Below are 16,644 nucleotides of genomic sequence, written 5' to 3'. Positions count from 1 at the left end.
CAGTCGGATGACCGATGTGCGCGGCGGCCGCTGCGGGAAGTCTGAGACGGAGTGATCCGAGTGCCTCGAAAGCCACGCCCACCAGCCCCCGAGGGACCACCGTGACCTACATCACCGCCGAGCATCGCTACGCCGGCGCAGCCGAGTTCTACGTCGAGGACCACGGGGACGGCCCGCCGGTCGTCCTGATCCATGGGTATCCCCTCGATGCACGGTCCTGGGCCAAGCAGAGCGGCCCGTTGCTCGCGGCCGGCCGGCGCGTCGTCACCTACGACCGTCGCGGCTTCGGACGCTCGCCGGCCGCCGTCGATGGCTTCGATGTCGGCTTCGACGTCTTCGCGGCAGATTTGGACGCGCTGCTCACCGGGCTGGACCTCGTCGACGTGGTCCTGGTCGGGCACGCGATGGGGACCGGCGAGATCGTGCGCTATCTGGGCACCTACGGTTCGGCCCGGGTGGCACGGGCGGTGCTGCTGGCACCGCTGCCGCCGTACCTGCTGCGCACCGAACAGACGCCGGACGGCCTCGACCTGGCGGAGTTCGACGCGCTGATGGCACGGGCCCGCCGTGACCACGCCGGGTATCTCTCTGAGTTCGTGGACGCCATGTTCGACGCCGGTGACAGCCCCGGCGGGGAGCTGCCCGTCACGGATGCAGCGGACGTCGCCACCTGGAAGCGTCTGGCGGCCGAGCTGTCGCCTCGAGCCTGCACGGCGATGATTCCGACCTGGATCACTGACTTCCGGTCCGACCTCGCCGCGATCGACGTGCCGGTCCTGGTGATGCAGGGGGACCGAGACCGCGTCCTGCCCATCGGGGCCACCGGCTGTCACCTGCGCACGCTGCTGCCCAAGGCTGACCACATCGAGATCGTCGGCGCGCCGCATGCCCTGCACTGGACGCACGACGACCGGGTCAACCGGGAACTGCTGGACTTCATCGGGGACTGAGGAGCCGCCTGGCAGCGCGACCACCGAAACGGGCGGGCCGAGAGAGGCAATCCTGACGCCATGCCGTCACTGTCCTTGGAAAGGGGCATGGCCCAGTAACTGCTCAATCAGCTGATGATCCCTCAGGGACGCACTCTATGCAGGGTATGTCGCCCTGGAAAGTTCCGGTCAGGTTCTTTGGCCGGCGATGGCCGAGGCCACTTCGCGGCGTGAATTGATGCCGAGCTTCATGTAGACCTTGTGCAAGTGCCATTCCACAGTACGAGCACTGATGAACAGTTGGGCAGCGATCTCGGGGTTCGTCCGGCCGTCGGCGGCCAGACGGGCGATGAGGGCTTCCTGGCCGGTGAGGACATCGGCAGCCGGCTTGGGCCGGGGCCGGGCGCGATCACCGAGCGCGAGCAACTCGCGACGGGCGCGTTCGGCGAAAGCGGCCATGCCCAGCGTGGACATCAGGCCCTGGGCCACGCGGAGCTGGGTTCGGGCGTCGATGCGGCGGCCCTCGCGGCTCAGCCATTCCCCGTACAGCAGATGGGTCCGGGCCAACTCGGTCCGTGTCTCGGTGCGGCCCATGCGCTCAAGAGCCCTGAGATACAGATGCTCGGCATCCGGACCGGAAGCCAGCAGCGCCCGGCAGCGGTCCTCCAGCCCCAGGCCGAAGTCCGTGGCACCGGCCTGCGTCGACCGAGCGAGCGTGGTCAGGGCGGCGTGGGCGGCTTCCGGCGCTCCGATCCGCACCGCCGCTTCGACGAGTTCTGACAGAGTGAACAGAGACGGATACATTCCCGGCGATTCCTGGGCGGCGGCAGTAGCGAGTTCGAAGGCGCGGTCGTGGCGGCCAAGGCCGTTGTTCAGAATCGCGCCGTTCCAGTTGGCCCACGCTTCCGCGACCCCCTGCCCCACCGCCCGGCACTGCTCGGCGACGGCCTCGATCAGCGGCAGGCCCTCGTCCGGATCGCCCTGCTGGGCGGCAAGCATCATCGCGATGAACGGGGCGATCTGGGTTCCGGTGGCCTGGCATACCGCGTCGGACTCGACGAGCAGTCCGGCAGCGGTGGCGAAGTCGCCCTGCCAGGCGGTCACCGCGCCGAGCGAGCCCAGCAGAATCGGCAGCCGGTCCAGGGCGCCGGCCTCGCGCGCGACCTGCACCTGGCGTACCAGCATCTCGCGCCAGGCGCGAAGGTCGAACAGCGCGCTGGCAGCGCCTTGCGCGAACCAGCCCAGGGCTAGTTCCTCGGCCGGGCCGATTCCCGGACCCGTGAAGGCGTCGTTCACCGCGCGAAGGCTCGGCGCCGCCACCGCGGGCCCGTCGGTGACGAGCAGCGTGAGGGCGTCCAGGACCTGATCGGCGGTCGTGGCAGGATCGGTCGGCTCCAGCATCTCCCGCGCGCTGCGTGAGATTTCCGCCAGATCCGTGCCGACGGTTCGCCCGGCGGAGAAGACGGCCGCCATCCACGCGGTCAGGAACGTGTCACGGGCTAGATCACGATCCAACGGCTGGAGCCGCCGAGCCGCGTTCAGGAGCAGCCGCGGAGCTTCCGGCCCCATCCCGGAGGCGAAGCTGATGTGCCCGCGCAGGAGGTCGACGCGAGCGCTCCGTATCTCGTCCAGCGGCCCGGCCTCGGCGTTTGCCAGCAGGCCCAGAGCGGTCTTGAACGCGCCGGCCTCGAGATTGGTCTGCGCGGCGGACAGGATCCGGTCGGCCCGCTGTACCGGGTTCTCGCTGAGCAGCACCGCTTTGTGCCAGAAGGCCGCGGCCGCCGCCAGGCCACCTCGGGCGCGGGCGTGATCGGCCGAGCGTTCCAGTTCCATCGCGATCTCTTCATCGGGTCCGTCCGCGGCTTGCGCCCGGTGCCAGGCCCGACGCTCGGGATCCGCCGCCGACCCCATGGCCCGCACCAACGCGTCATGGAGCACCGGACGGTCGTCCGCCGAAATGGAACGGTAGACGGTCGAGCGCAGCAGCGGATGCCGGAACCGGATCCGGACGCCGAAGTCCGCCAGGCCGGCCTTGACGGCCGCCGCGGCAGCCTGCTGCGGGATGCCCACATACGCGGCCGCTCGGAACGTGAGGGGTGCGTCCCCCAGGGGATCGGAAGCCGCGAGCTGGAGTAGGCGGCGGGTGTCAGCGGGCAGGCCCCGCAACTGTCGGCCGAAGCTCTTCTCGATCCGCTCGGGCACCGTGCTGGCGCTGGCCAGCCCGAAGCCGCCGGCCATTTCCTCCGGGGTCAGGCTGTGCGGCAGCTCCAGCAGTGCCAGTGGATTCCCTCTGCTCTCGGCCACGATCTGGTTGCGTACCCGTTCGTCCACCGGGCCGGGGAGCGTCGCGTCCAGCAACTGTCGCGCCTCGATGTCCGGCAGCCCCACGACCGGCAGTTCCGGCAGGCCCTCCAACTCCGGACCGGACATCCGGGTGCCGAACACCAGCCCCACGGAATCGGCAGCCAGCCGCCGCGCCACGAAGCCCAGCGCCTGCGCCGACGCCTCGTCCAGCCAGTGCTGGTCGTCGACCACGCACAGCAGATGACGGTCGCCGGCCGCCTCCGACAGCAGGGACAGGACTGCCAGCCCGACCAGGAACCGGTCCGGCGGCGGCCCCTCACTGAGCCCGAACGCAGTCCGCAGCGCGGACCGCTGCGGCGGGGGCAGTGCATCGACCCCGCCGAGCAGAGACACACACAGCTGGTGCAGCCCCGCGAACGCGAGCTCCATCTCGGACTGCACGCCGACCACCCGCAGTGTCTGGAAGCCGGACGCCGTCTCGACGAGGTGCTCCAGCAACGCGGTCTTCCCCACCCCCGCCTCGCCGCGCACCACCAGTGCCCGCCCCTGGCCGGACCGTACCGCGGCGATTAGCCCCCCCAGGTTGTCGCGCTCAGCCTGACGGCCTATCAACGCCGTTCGCCCGCCCCGCACCAGCAGTCGGCGCCGGTCGTTCCACTCGGTCATGCACTCCTCATCTTTCGGGCCACGTTCTCTTCTGGACAGGGCCCCGTTCCCAGCGGAAGCCGGGCCGGGGCCACGATCCGTATCAGTCGGGATCGGTCGAGCTTCGAGACCTGGTAGTGGGCGATGGCCCAGCCGTCCGCTGTCTGCCGGACCAGCACGCTGAGCTTGACGCCGAGTGTCGGGCGATCTGTGAAGGAGAAGTCGACGTGCAGGTAGGCCAGCAGGATGTCGTCCGCGAAGCGGCGGGTCTCAAGGATCCGGTACTTGGCGGCCAGGCCGATCGGCTGGGAGTCGTAGTACTCCGCGATCCCGGGGCGGCCGACGGTGTAGGGGTGCAGCCCCTGGAAAATCGCGTCCTCGGTGAAGTACCCGGCGACGCGCTTCGCCTCGTGCCGGTCGACGGCGTCTTTCCAGCCGTCGAGGATCTCACGCAGTACGGTTTCGTCCTGAGGTGTGGTGGTCATGGGAGTTCTCCTCGATGCTGCGTTGTGCGCGGTCAGTGGCCGGCGCTCATGCCGCCGTCGACGTGCAGGATCTCGCCTGTGACGAAGGGGGCGGTCTCCAGGTAGAGCACGGCGTCGACGATGTCGGTGATCTCGCCCATGCGGCCGACGGGGTGCAGCCCGGCCAGGGTGTCGTGGGTCTCGGGCGCGTGCATCGGGGTCTTGATGGTGCCGGGGGAGACGGCGTTGGCACGGATGCCACGCGCGGCGTACTCGATCGCCAGTGACTTGGTCGCGGACTGCAGGCCGCCCTTGGTCAGCGAGGCCAGCACCGACGGCACCCGGGAGTCGGCGTTGTCCACCAGGCTGGTCGTGATGCTCACGATGTGCCCGCCCTCGCCCGCCAGCATGGCGGCGACGGCCGCGCGGGTGATGTGGAAGAAGCCGGTCAGGTTGACTCCAGTTACTGCCTCGTAGTCCTCGTCGGTGTACTCGGTGAACGGCTTGGCGACGAAGACGCCGGCGTTGTTGACCAGTGTGTCGAGCCGGCCGAAGCGCTCCAGGGCGGCGGCGACCACGCGGTCGGCCGTGGCCGGGTCGGCGACGTCGCCGGCCACAGTCAGGACGCCCGGGTCGTCGGACGCGGCGATCGAGCGGGCGGTGGCCACGACGGCGTAGCCGAGCTTGCGGTAGGCCTCGACGAGGCCGGCGCCGATGCCCCGGGACGCTCCGGTGACGACCGCGACCTTCTGCGTCTGAATGCTCATTGTGGTGACCCTTTCTTGCGGTGGTGGAACGGTTCTGACAGAGACCGGATGCATTAGACGACCGGTCCACTAAAGGGAATTTAGATCGGGCCGCTGCTCATGGTCAACGGAGGACAGCACCGCGGCCAGGACCGAAAAGCTCCTTGCTGCGAGGCGCAGACTCCCAGCCGAGGCAGAGGCGGAGTGGGCCCGAGCGCACAGCTGAGAAGGGTTCGAGCGTGAAGCCCAACTCGAGCGTGAAGCTGTGACCGCGCGAGGCCAAGACCGAGCCCGAGGCGAGCGCGACGCAGGGCCCGAGCCCCTGGCGGGGTGTTGTCAGGTTGAGTGGTGGCCTCCTCGGGCGGCATGATCATCCGTCTGGTCGGATCGCTGGAGGGGCTGTCCCGTGATGACGCCGTCGTACCGGGGTTTCCGCTTCCCGCCGGAAGTCATCTCCCACTGCGTGTGGCTGTACCACCGCTTCAACCTGAGCCTGCGCGACATCGAGGAGCTGATGCTCGAGCGCGGCATCGAGGTCAGCCACGAGACAGTCCACCAGTGGACGCGCCGGTTCGGCCCGGCTTAGGCCGCTGCTCTGCGCCGGCGCCGTCCGGGGCCTGGTGACAAGTGGTACCTGGACGAGGTGTTCGTCAAGATCAACGGCGTGCAGCGGTACCTGTGGCGGGCCGTGGACCAGCACGGGAACGTGCTCGACATCCTGCTGCAGAACCGGCGGGACGAGGCCGCGGCCAGACGTTTCTTCCGGAAGCTGATGAAGAAGACCCGGTCGGTGCCCCGGGTGATCGTCACCGACAAGCTCCGCTCCTACGGCGCCGCCCACCGCGCGGTGATGCCGTCGGTCGAACACCGCTCGCACAAGGGCCTGAACAACCGGGCCGAGAACTCCCACCAGCCGACGAGGCAACGCGAGCGCGCGATGAAAGGGTTCCGATCGGTGGGTGCCGCACAACGGTTCCTGGCCGCGTTCAGCGGCATCTCACCCCACTTCCGACCCCGCCGCCACCTCCTCACCGCCCCGACCTACCGCGCCGAGATGATCATCCGCTTCGAGATCTGGGACCAGATCACCGGTGTCGCCGGCCTGCCCGCCATAGCCTGAGCCGCTGTCACCACCGAAGCCGAAACGCGCCGAACCGGCTCACACCCTCGAGCACTCGCTCAACCTGACAACGCCGCGGCGACCGTTGCCCGCAGTCCGGGCGGGCGGCAGCAGACCGATCTCGTCGTAGTGCCGAAGTGTCCGGGCGGTCACGCCTGACATCCGAGCCACCTCCGCGATCGGCCAATCCATCGCCGCCTCCCTCACGAAAGCGTCACCGGGCCGGTCTCTCCGGCCCTGGTAAGGACGGTAGAAGCTACCGCAGCGACAACTTCAACCCCACAAGCCAGGCTCACCCGGTTTCGACTCCGCGAACGTGCGGACATGCCCGCGGCTGGCCCAGATGGAGGCCGACTGCTGTCAAAACTCGTGGCTTGTTGAGGGGGCTCCCGCCGGGCGTGAGGAAAACGTCGACAGGATGTGACTGCGTCCCGCCCGGCGGGCGGCTGGTGTCTGCACTTCCCACCCCGGCCGCGGACCGGCAGATGGCCCGTGCCGAACCGGTGCTGCCGCAGCGGCCGGGCTGGTGGTACGAGCCGAAATTCGACGGACACCGGACGATCATGGTGCGCGCCGAGGACACGGTCACCCTGTACGCCCGGTCGGGCCGGGTCGTCACCTCACAGTGGATGGACCTGGCCACTGCCGGGATGGAGCTGCTCCCGGGGACGGTCCTCGACGGGGTTATGTGACCTGTCGGCCTGTCTCAGCCCGTTGATGTCTCATGTCGGACGCGGGGGCCTGCTCCGGGCGAAGGGCTCCGCAGAGAGCTGGCATTAGTACGTATTCGCCCCTGGTGGTATCTGCATGGATGGTCCGTTGCGCTGTACTGGGCCGACAAGATGCTCGGCCGGTACTCCTTCCTGGTGCCCGAGATGCCCGGCGGCCTGCGCCCGCTGCGCGATGCGGACGCCGCCGAGGCGTGAAGCCGCAGGAACCGTCGCGGGGGGAGTGGTCCCGGACGCTGTGCTCCGCGCTACCGGGCCCCGCGGCCGGGGGCTGGGGTGCGCGGTCGTAGGCGCTCTCCCTGCGGCCCGAACATGATCAGGTATTCGACCGGTCCGCCGGGTCCGGCGTTCGCGACTCCGTGGGCGGTGCGGGTGTCGAACTCGGTCACGTCCCCGGCGCTCAGGACGAGGTCCTGCTCGCCGAGCGCCAGCCACAGCCGCCCGTACAGGACGCACAGCCATTCGTACCCGTCGTGGGAGACCTGCCGCGGCCGTGCCGGCGGCGCGTCGACGGCGGGCAGGACGTGCTTGTGGGCGTGCAGGCCCCCTACGTACCGGGTCAGCGGCAGCACCGCCTTTTCGTCGCCGGGACGCTGCGGCATCGGGGTGCGCGGTCCGGCCGCGGCGACGGGTGCGGTGCCGGCCAGCTCGTCCAGGGAGATGTCGTACGCCTTCGCGAGCTGCAGCAGCACCTCCAGGGTCGGCTTGCGCCGGCCGGTCTCGACCCGCGACAGCGTGCTCAGCGAGATGCCGGTCGCGCGGCTGACGCCGGTGAGCGTGGCGCCGCGCTGCTCGCGCGCGGTCCGCAGCCGGGGGCCCATGGCCGCCAGCGTGTCGGCTATGCCGTCGTCCGTCACCGTCGCTCCGCTCCCTCCGGCCGTACCGCCTCCACCCCTCTGTCCTGCCAGTTTGCCAGGATGGCAAGGGTGCTCGCGTCGGGCAGCCGCCGCGCCGCATGATCGGTGGGTAACCGCGACCGCCCGTGAACCGAGGAGAAGCGATGCACCAGCCCGCGCCGTCCGCCGACCTGCGCCACCGCACCATCGAGGCACCCGCCGGGCGCCTGCACCTGGTCGAGCAGGGCACCGGACCGCTGGTCCTGCTCGTCCACGGCTTCCCCGAGTCCTGGTACTCCTGGCGCCGCCAGCTCCCGGCCCTCGCGGCGGCGGGGTACCGGGCTGCGGCGCTCGACGTGCGCGGCTACGGCCGCTCCTCCAAGCCGGCCGCGACGGACGCCTACCGGATGCTCGACCTGGTGGAGGACAACGTCGCCCTGGTGCGCGCCCTGGGTGAGGAAAGGGCGGTGGTCGTCGGGCATGACTGGGGCTCCAGCATCGCGGCGGCCTCCGCCCTGCTCCATCCCGAGGTCTTCCGTGCCGTCGGACTGCTGAGCGTCCCCTACGCGCCGCCCGGCGGCCCCCGCCCCACCGACGTCTTCGCGCAGATGGGCGGCGACCAGGAGTTCTACGTCTCGTACTTCCAGGAGCCCGGCCGGGCCGAAGCGGAGATGGAGCCCGATGTCCGGGGCTGGCTCGCGGGCTTCTACGCGGCCATGTCCGCCGACACCATGCCCGCCCCGGGCGAGCCCGACCCGCACTTTGTGGCCCGCACCGGCGGCCGGCTGCGTGACCGCTTCCCCGGCGGCAAGCTGCCCGCCTGGCTGACCGAGGACGACCTCGACGTGTACGCCGGGGAGTTCGAGCGCACCGGCATGACCGGGGCCCTCAACCGCTACCGCAACATGGACCGCGACTGGGAGGACCTCGCCCAGTACGGTGGCGCCCCGATCAAGCAGCCGTCCCTGTTCATCGGCGGCGCCCTGGACGCCTCCACGACCTGGATGGCCGACGCGATCGACGCCTACCCAGCCACCCTCCCCGGCCTGGTCTCCACCCACATCCTGGACGGCTGCGGGCACTGGATCCAGCAGGAGCGTCCCGAGGAGGTCAACCGCCTGCTGACCGCCTGGCTCACCTCCCTCCAGGGCTGAATCGTCGGGTGCGCCGGCCGGGCTCCGTCGGTTGAGGCGTTCTTGCACCGGTCCGGGGGAGAACCACCACTCCATGTCGGCGCCGGCCATGGCCCGCAGGCGGTCGCCGTACGGGGAGGGTGTCCGGGGGGGAGCACACCACCGGCGCCGGATGGGGGGTGGGTGGCGCCGGTGGTGTGGCTCGGGGGCCGGACGGAGCGGCCCGGCTCCGGTCCCCGCGGAGAGACAGGAGGGTGGGCCGGGGTCCCGCCCTCCTGTCGTACGTGGCCACTCAGCCGCGATCGGGGTCCCGCCTTCCCGACATCACGGTGCTGGGGTCACCTGGAGCGGGTCCGACACCGACTTCACCGTCATGCTCGGGAACTCGCCGCCGTATCCGACCTTGTTGAGTGCGACGACCCGGTAGAGGTACTGCGTGGTCACCGATGCCGTCGGGTCGACGAAGGCGCGGGTCCCGTGGGTGTTCGGCTGGTCCAGTGGCGAGTCGACTGTGCCGATGTCGACCCACGTGGTGCCGCCGTTACTCGTCCGCTGGACGACGAAGGAGGTCTCGTTGATCGAGTTGTCCTGCCACTCCAGCCGGATCCGGGCGCTCTCGCCCGTGCCCACGACAGTTGACGAGAGCCCGTTCGCCTTCAACGGCGGCAGCGCCAGCGACTCGGGACGCATCATGTCCATCTCCTCGTGGCTGAGGATGTGACAGTGGATGACGTACTCCCAGCCGAAGTTCACCAACTTGTTGGTGATGGCTGCCGTCGGATTGCCCTGCGGATCGGTGTTGTTGAACATCGACGTGTCACCGAGTGGCATCGCCGGGTCGAGCAGCCGGACGGAGTTCGGCACCTCGAACGGCACCGTCGGCACGACCGGCCGCAGCGCGACGATCGTGTCCTCCAGCGGGCTCATCCGCACCGTATCCTTCCACCCCAGCTCGTTGGCGTCGGGCTTGATGATGATGTTGTCCCAGGTCACCCGGTTGAGGACTTGGACGTCGTACAGGTGGAAGTGCATCGGGTGCGTATCCACCCCGTTGTGGGTGAACCGCCAGATCTGCGTCCCGTCCTTGTTGGTGCTGACAGGTGTCATCTTCATGTCTGCCCTGGGCAGGTCGGTGCCGTCGATCAGCTCGGTCTGCGGGTTGATGTACGGGTACAATGTCGCGTTTTGACCCCCCGGCGTCGGTGGCTGCGCCTCGACGCCGAGGTTGGTTTGCATCCGACCGAAGTCGTCGAACGTCGTCGCATTCATCTCGTCGTGGATGGCCTTCGGCTGCAGTGGCATCGTCATCTTGGCGTTCGGTGCCTTGAGCGTGTTGAAGCCGAACGTCGACGTGTCGTGCACGCGGACCAAGCCGTCACAGGTGTTCACGGACGAGTTCTTGACGTTGCAGTTGCTGCTGGCGGCAAAGCTCGTGCCGTACGCCGAGTTGTAGGCCGCCTGTCCGACGATCACCGGGTTCTGCCCCGACTCGAAGACGCCCGAGCCGTCTGCATGGTGCTTGAAGGCGGCCTGCAGCTTTGCCAGGTTGAACGCCGGAGCCGGCGTCGTGTCTGCGATGGTCACCTGCATCACGGTGCGGGTGTTGGGCCCGTACCCCGGCAGGATCTTCGGTGCGCCGCCGGCCGACCTGAGGTCGGGTGCGTCCGTGTAGTAGTCGTACGACGAGACACGTGCCGGGTAGGCCGCGGGTGCGTCGTTGTACAGGATGAGCGTCTTGCCGGCGAACTTCGAGAAGTCCACCAGCACGTCGGCCCGCTCGGCCGGCGCGACAGTCAGCGAGTGCTTGTCCACGTTGCCGACGTCGAAGCGCGTCGGGTCGGTGATCCAGGTCGTCGGCTGCTGACCGTCGATGACAGCCGGCGCCGGCAGGAAGCCACCCTCGTTGGCGATCTGGATCCAGTCCGGCCCGGCGGCGTCGTTGTTCGCGTCCGCCGGAGTGGGCGACACGTTCGGGTCGGTCTGCGCGGCCGCCAGCTCGTTCTGGTTCAGCGCCACCTCGGTCGTGCCGTCGCCCTGAGTCGGGTCGGCCTTGTACCACTGGAAATTGAAGAACCGGTCGTTCGCGGCGTTGACCAGCCGCATCCGATAGGTCTTCGGCTGAAGCGTCACCTTCGGGTAGGCGACCCCGTTGACGATGGGTGTGTCGTTGAACTGTTCCATGCCCATCGAGATGTTCGGCGTGCCGGGGATCTGCTCCGGCTCGCAGAACGGGGCGGTCTGGTACTGCCAGGTCGACTGGTCGTCCAGCTTGCACTTCGGGTCGTAGTACGGGTTGGCGATCGGCCCGTACGTGGTGTCGTGGGCCGGCGGCCAGAACCACGGCCCGTACATCCAGCGCCCGTACGCGCTCATGCCCGACGGGTCGCCCGGGTTCTGCGCAGGCATGTAGACGTGGTGGTACCAGAAGCTGCCCTTGGTGCCCCAGCGCTTCGTGTTCCAGGTGGGGTCCTGACCGTAGGAGACGATCTTGCCGTTGGCGTCCTTCTGGTCCTTGAGCTGCGAGTCGTCCGGCACGAACGTGCGGTCCTGGACGAGCAGCGGGATGGTGTCACCCGCGTCGGGGATCGTTCCGCTGTTGACCAGCGCCTTCTCCGTGTCGTCGGTGATGGTGTAGCCCGCAGCCTCGCCGGCGTACACGTTCAGCCGGGTGATGCCGTAGGAGTGGTCGTGGTAGAACATCAGCCGCGCGCTCTGCTGGTTGGTGTAGTAGAACGTCGAGCAGCCGTCGTCCTTCGCCGCGCAGAGCGTCGCCCCGCTGCCATCCACCATGTCCGGCACGTTCTGCACGCTGACACCCTGCGGCCAGTCCGTGGTCTCGCCTGCCGGGGTGATCCACTGGTGCGGGGTGCCGTCGCTGATCCACGGCGTGTTGCCGCCGTGCAGGTGCAACGTGGCCCGGTTGTCCGTGAAGCAGCCGGCCTTGTCGTTCGTGCACATGGGATTGCGCACCTCGTCCGTGGCGGTGCCGTCGTTCTTCGGTGCGGGCATCGCCATCGGGCCCATGCCGGCGCCCATGCCGGTGCTGTCGACCGGCAGGAACAGGTCACCGTCGGCGCCCTTCGGGAGCAGGTTCCGGAACACGATCCGCACCGGCCGGTCCTTGGTCGCGGCGATGAGGGGGCCCATCCACTGCGGTGAGGTCACACCCGTGTACGGCAGCGGTTGCCTGGTGCCGTCCATCAGCTCGTTGTAGAGCGGGACCTTCCGTCCGGGCACCGCGTCCGTCGACAGCTGGACGTAGCCCCGCACCAGGGTCGGCGGCAGGTCCGAGGAGAACCGGGTGAGGTACTGCACGAGACCGATGACGTATTCGTCGGCCGCCTTGCCGTTGGTGGTGACAGGCTCCGGCACACCCACGGGGATGAACTTCTCCGACGGCTTCGTCGACGGTTCATGCAGCTGTGCGACGTCAGGACAACCCGTGCCGTCCGCCCCGGGGTCGCAGGTGATCGGCAGCTTGTCCTGGAACTTCTTCATCCCGACCGAGAGGTAGCCGGCCCCCGGGTCGGTGACCTTGATTCCACTGATAGCCCCGATGTCCGTCACGGCCTTCGCCGTTGCCCCGGTGCCTCCCTTGCCCGTCGGGTCGGTGACGGTGACATCGGGCGTTCCGGTGTAGCCGGAGCCGATCTTGTCCACCGTGAGCGCCACGAGTTTCAGGCTGCTGGAGACCTTCGCCGGCGTCGCGCCGCTGATCGGGTCGGCCAACGTCCCGTTGCGGATCACGACGCCGGGTGCGCTGCTGTAGCCGCTGCCGGGGTCGTCGACGGTCACCTTCGTGACGCTGCCGTCGGCAGCGAGATCGCCCGGGTCGACGTGACCCTTGGCCACTGTGCCGTTCGGGTCGTCGGGGAGGTCGAAGTCCACCGTCGGCATGGTGTAGCCCGACCCGCCGTCCGTGATCGTCACGGCGTCCACCCCGCCGAAGGCCGTTGCGGCAGCACCGCTGCCGCTGCCGCCGGTGATGTCGACCGTGAAACCGTCGTAGCCGCCGCCGCCCGCGCCGACCGTGAGGCCGACCACGGCCCCGGTCGACTTGACGGTGGCCTTCGCGGTCGCTGCGGTGGTGCCGCCGTCGATGGTGACCGACGTCGCGCCGGCGACGTAGTCGTGCCCTGGGGCGGTCACGTCGATGCCGGCGATGCCGCCGGTCTGCGGGTCCACCGTGGCCGTCGCCTCGGCGCCGGTCCCGGCGCCGGCCGGGACCACCTGTGCCCCGAAGGAGTACTGCCGGTCCTGGGTCGGGTGGAGCGGGTAGCCGGCCGAACCCACCGTCACCGTGCCCCCCTCGGCCGGAGGCACGTTGGTCGGCGGAGATGTGGTGCTGTCGACGCCTGCCGGGTACATGAAGGTGTCGGTGTGGGAGCCGAGACCGGTGTCGACCGGGATGCCCTCACCGTAGAAACCGATGACGTCGCCGGCCTGCACGGCAACGTCGGGGACGTCGTGCGTCGTGACCTCGCCGGTTGCCGCGGTCGGCTTGGGCACCGTCTTCAGCCCGCTGTCGGCCACAACGGTGTACTTGTCCGGTGCGTCCGTCGGCCGCAGGACGTAGGCGTGGAAGAGGCCGCCCTCGGATGGCGAGGGGCTCTCCCCTGGCTTGACCTGGTTCCAGGTCTGGAAGCTCTTGAGGGTGCCGTCGGGCAGCGGAGAGTCGCCCAGGACGACGAGCACCGGCCCGAGCTTGCCTTGCGGTGTCGCGTAGTCGGTCGCGTATGCCCGCTCGACCAACGGGTTTCCCACCGACATCGCGGTGGACTTGATGGTCACCCTGGCCTTCGACAGGGTCAGCGGACTGTTGGCCCAGTTCGCCCACGGGCCGAAGTAGTGCGGCACCTTCGTCTCGTCCGTCGGGCTGCTCGGCCCGCTGATGGCGGCCGCCTGCGCCTGCTCGACCGGCGACGGCGGCAGACCCATCAAGATCGCCACCATCGCCTCGGCGCCGATCAGCGCGACGGTGCGCCGTCTCCGCTTCCCTGGCCATCTCGTTGCCTGTTTGCTGAACACGCCTTCCCTCTCCCCTTGGTGACTCGCCGCCACTTGAGTGCTCGGGTCCGGCCCCCTTGGCCCACCGGGAGGCGGCGAGAACGAGGGAACGAGCCCTTGCCACCGGCCGGTGCCGTGCGCGCGGCAAGTCTGTGGCCGGCCGCCGAGGGCAGGGCCAAAGATGACGCGCCTCTCATCCAGGTGTCATGACGGGGCGTCACGAGGCCGGACCACGAGGGACGTCGGCGCGCCGGCCGCGTCGTTGCCCGGCGTACAGAACTACTTGCGCAACGTCATCGCAGTCACCTTCAGCGGGCACCGAACCGGGGCGATCCCGACATCTTTCCGAGATCGCCTGTGGAACGCCGGGTGCGGCCCTTATAAGATCCGAGGGCAGCCGCAGATGACAGCCCAGGGGGCGCTGTCGAGTGCGCGGCGGGGTGAGGAGGCGGTAGCCACCATGGCTCGGCTGTTGGTCGTCGAGGACGAGGCGCGGCTACGTGCCTATCTCAAGCGCACGCTGGAAGCGGAGGGTCACGTCGTCGACAGCGCGGGGTCCGGTCCGGACGCCGTACGCCGCCTGCGCGAGGGCGAGTTCGACCTGGTCGTGCTCGATCTCATGCTGCCGGGGTTCGACGGTTTCGAGGTGATGCAGCGCGCCTTCGACCGACGACCCGACCAGCGGGTTCTCGTCCTGTCCGCCGTGATGGACGTCGCCACCCGGGTCCGTTGCCTGCAGATCGGGGCCGTCGACTTCCTCGGCAAGCCCTTCGCGACCGCGGAGCTCGTGGAGCGTATCCGCACCAGGCTCCGTGCGTCCCCCACCAGCGTTTCCCAGCGGTGGCTTCACGTCGGGGAGGTCACCCTCGATCTCGAGCGGCAGGCGCTCAGCCTAGACGGGAGAGAGGTGCCCCTGTCGCACCGTGAGTTCATGCTGCTCGGCCACCTCATGCGGCGAGCGGGGGAGGTGTGCAGCCGGCGTGAACTCCTCGCGAGCATCTGGGGCTACGCCGACGACCTTGGGAGCAACGTGGTCGACGCGACGGTCCGCCGGATCCGCAGCAAGGTGCCCCGGCCGGTCATCGAGACGGTGCGCAATGTTGGGTACGCGTTCAGTGCCGGCTGAGCGCCAACGTCTCGTCTTCGTCGGCTGGGTGCTGTTCGCCGCGTGCAGCCAGCTGCTGCTGCTCATCGCACCCGCCCTCGAGACCGTGGTGTTCCACCTGGTGTGGATCAGCATGTCCGTCGTCTACGGCTTCCAGAGCTGGTCTGCCCGTCGCACGTCCGTCGTGCTGACCGTGGTCACCCTGGTCACGGGGACTGCGCTGAGCCGGTTCATAGCGAAGGGCTACGCCGAGTGGGACGAACTCGCCGAGGTCCCGCTGATGGCGCTGGTGTTCCTCACCATGGTCTGGCACGTACACCGGCGGGCCGCTGCCCTCGCGGAGACTCAGAGCCTTGTCGAGCGCGAGCGTCGCGCGCAGGAGGTCAAGGAGCTGTTCGTCCGCAACTGCTCGCACGAGATGCGTACGCCGATCACGGTGGCCCGCTGCTACGCGGAGATGGTCCGGAACGAGCTGCCGACCCCGGAGAGCAAGGACGACCTCGACGTCGTGGTGGACGAGCTGGACAAGCTCGGCGGCCTCGCCGGGCGTCTCCTCGTCCTGGCCGACGCCTACGAGTCCACCACGTTCGAGTGGGGCCCCGTCGACCTCGGCTCTCTCCTGCAGCGGACGGTCCAGCGGTGGCGGCCGGCCTCGGACCGTGACTGGCTCCTGGACGCGCCCTCCGTCCTGGTCGAGGGTGACGAGTCCCGGCTCGAGGCTGCCCTCGACGCCCTGGTGGAGAACGCCGTGAAGTTCACCGTGGATGGGGACACCATCGCGCTGCGCTGTCGCGCGACCCGCAACGGTGCCGTGGTCGACGTGGAGGACACGGGCATCGGCTTCACTCGGTCGCAAGCCGACGACGGGAGCGGCCAACCTCAGTCGTCGGGGCGCCCCGGCACCGGGCTCGGCCTGGCGATCGTGCGCGCCATCGTCGAGGGCCATGGCGGTGGCCTCACTGTGGTGTCCGAGCCGCCGAGCGGCTCGTTGCTCCGGATGGCGCTGCCGCTGCACCCGCCGGCGGCCGAGCCGAGGTCGGCACCGGCCGGTCCGTCAGGGCAGCCACGCCGGCGAGCGGCTCAGATCGAAGAGTCCGCCTGAACTCGGCTTGTCGAGCCAGGCCAAGACCCCCCGGATGGCTCGTCACCCCCGGTTGCGAGATCGAGACTTGGGCGAGGAGCGCCACGGTCGTTCGTTCCGTGATCATGCTCAGGGGGTCAGTCCCCGCGTCAGCACGGTTCGAGCCTGGCTTCGCCTCATGGAGGGCGACCCGCTGATCGATGTCTCACCGTTCTGGGGGGATCCCGTCTGCGTCGTCTTCACCGCCGCGGAGGATTCCATGGCCTTCCCGGGGCGTTGTCACGTTGGTGGGGTGTTGATCGATTGAGGGCGCGTCAGGGCGTGGAGGGGTCGGGCGGGGGCCTGGGTCACGCTGCGGTGGGCAGGGCGGTGGCGCCGGTGATCTGGTCCCAGATGGCGAAGCGGGTGGTCATCTCGGTGCGGTATTCGGTGGCGGTCATCAGGTGGCGGCGGGGCCTGAAGTGGGGTGAGATGCCGCTGAACGCGGCCAGGAACTGCTCGGCTCCGCCGACGGAGCGGAAGCCTTTCATGGCGCGTTCGCGCTGG

The 16,644-nt window shown here is 69.4% G+C and carries 9 protein-coding genes and 4 pseudogenes; 6 read left to right on the top strand and 7 right to left on the bottom strand.

The annotated features are described in order from the left end of the window. Positions 1–101: 101 nt before the first annotated feature. Entirely contained in the window at positions 102–950 is an 849-nt protein-coding gene (locus AB0N06_RS28100; protein ID WP_366137476.1) for an alpha/beta hydrolase, read from the top strand. Between the two features lie 168 nt (positions 951–1,118). Here the strand turns inward: AB0N06_RS28100 and AB0N06_RS28095 are convergent, their stop codons facing one another. The 3 genes and pseudogenes from AB0N06_RS28095 to AB0N06_RS28085 all read right to left on the bottom strand — a co-directional run bounded on the left by AB0N06_RS28095 (position 1,119) and on the right by AB0N06_RS28085 (position 5,109). Further along, entirely contained in the window at positions 1,119–3,899 is a 2,781-nt protein-coding gene (locus AB0N06_RS28095; protein ID WP_366137475.1) for a LuxR family transcriptional regulator, read from the bottom strand. Between the two features lie 95 nt (positions 3,900–3,994). Then, positions 3,995–4,363 (bottom strand): annotated as a pseudogene (locus tag AB0N06_RS28090) (nuclear transport factor 2 family protein); the annotation flags it as partial. Positions 4,364–4,395: 32 nt separating this feature from the next. Next, positions 4,396–5,109 (bottom strand): SDR family oxidoreductase, encoded by a 714-nt coding sequence (locus tag AB0N06_RS28085; protein WP_366137474.1) that lies wholly within the window; start codon positions 5,107–5,109, stop codon positions 4,396–4,398. 388 nt (positions 5,110–5,497) lie between these two features. Here AB0N06_RS28085 and AB0N06_RS28080 point away from each other — a divergent pair. After that, positions 5,498–6,208, top strand: a pseudogene (locus AB0N06_RS28080) (IS6 family transposase). Between the two features lie 96 nt (positions 6,209–6,304). Here the strand turns inward: AB0N06_RS28080 and AB0N06_RS28075 are convergent. Beyond that, positions 6,305–6,400: pseudogene (locus AB0N06_RS28075) on the bottom strand (MerR family DNA-binding transcriptional regulator); the annotation flags it as partial. A gap of 257 nt (positions 6,401–6,657) precedes the next feature. Between AB0N06_RS28075 and AB0N06_RS28070 the strand changes: the two are divergent. Beyond that, positions 6,658–6,900 (top strand): hypothetical protein, encoded by a 243-nt coding sequence (locus tag AB0N06_RS28070; protein WP_366137473.1) that lies wholly within the window; start codon positions 6,658–6,660, stop codon positions 6,898–6,900. Between the two features lie 284 nt (positions 6,901–7,184). Here the strand turns inward: AB0N06_RS28070 and AB0N06_RS28065 are convergent, their stop codons facing one another. Further along, positions 7,185–7,793, bottom strand: a complete 609-nt coding sequence (locus AB0N06_RS28065; protein WP_366137471.1) for a helix-turn-helix transcriptional regulator — start codon at positions 7,791–7,793, stop codon at positions 7,185–7,187. A gap of 143 nt (positions 7,794–7,936) precedes the next feature. Here AB0N06_RS28065 and AB0N06_RS28060 point away from each other — a divergent pair, with 143 nt between their 5' ends. Continuing rightward, the gene (locus AB0N06_RS28060) at positions 7,937–8,926 is read left to right on the top strand and encodes an alpha/beta hydrolase (RefSeq protein WP_366137470.1); all 990 of its coding nucleotides are present in this window, start codon (positions 7,937–7,939) and stop codon (positions 8,924–8,926) included. A 303-nt stretch (positions 8,927–9,229) separates the two neighbouring features. On the opposite strand, the gene AB0N06_RS28055 is transcribed toward AB0N06_RS28060, so the two are convergent. Further along, entirely contained in the window at positions 9,230–13,933 is a 4,704-nt protein-coding gene (locus AB0N06_RS28055; RefSeq protein WP_366137469.1) for a multicopper oxidase domain-containing protein, read from the bottom strand. 439 nt (positions 13,934–14,372) lie between these two features. On the opposite strand from AB0N06_RS28055, the gene AB0N06_RS28050 reads away from it, so the two are divergent. Both AB0N06_RS28050 and AB0N06_RS28045 read left to right on the top strand, forming a co-directional pair. Continuing rightward, positions 14,373–15,038, top strand: a complete 666-nt coding sequence (locus AB0N06_RS28050) for a response regulator transcription factor (protein WP_366137468.1) — start codon at positions 14,373–14,375, stop codon at positions 15,036–15,038. After that, the gene (locus AB0N06_RS28045; RefSeq protein WP_366137467.1) at positions 15,028–16,119 is read left to right on the top strand and encodes a HAMP domain-containing sensor histidine kinase; all 1,092 of its coding nucleotides are present in this window, start codon (positions 15,028–15,030) and stop codon (positions 16,117–16,119) included. Before AB0N06_RS28050 ends, AB0N06_RS28045 begins: the two co-directional genes overlap by 11 nt. 326 nt (positions 16,120–16,445) lie before the next feature. Here the strand turns inward: AB0N06_RS28045 and AB0N06_RS28040 are convergent. Then, positions 16,446–16,644, bottom strand: a pseudogene (locus AB0N06_RS28040) (IS6 family transposase); the annotation flags it as partial.

It is taken from the genome of Streptomyces sp. NPDC051020 (assembly GCF_040683105.1).
Taxonomy (GTDB): Bacteria; Actinomycetota; Actinomycetes; order Streptomycetales; family Streptomycetaceae; genus Streptomyces.
This window is presented reverse-complemented; position numbering and strand designations above follow the sequence as displayed.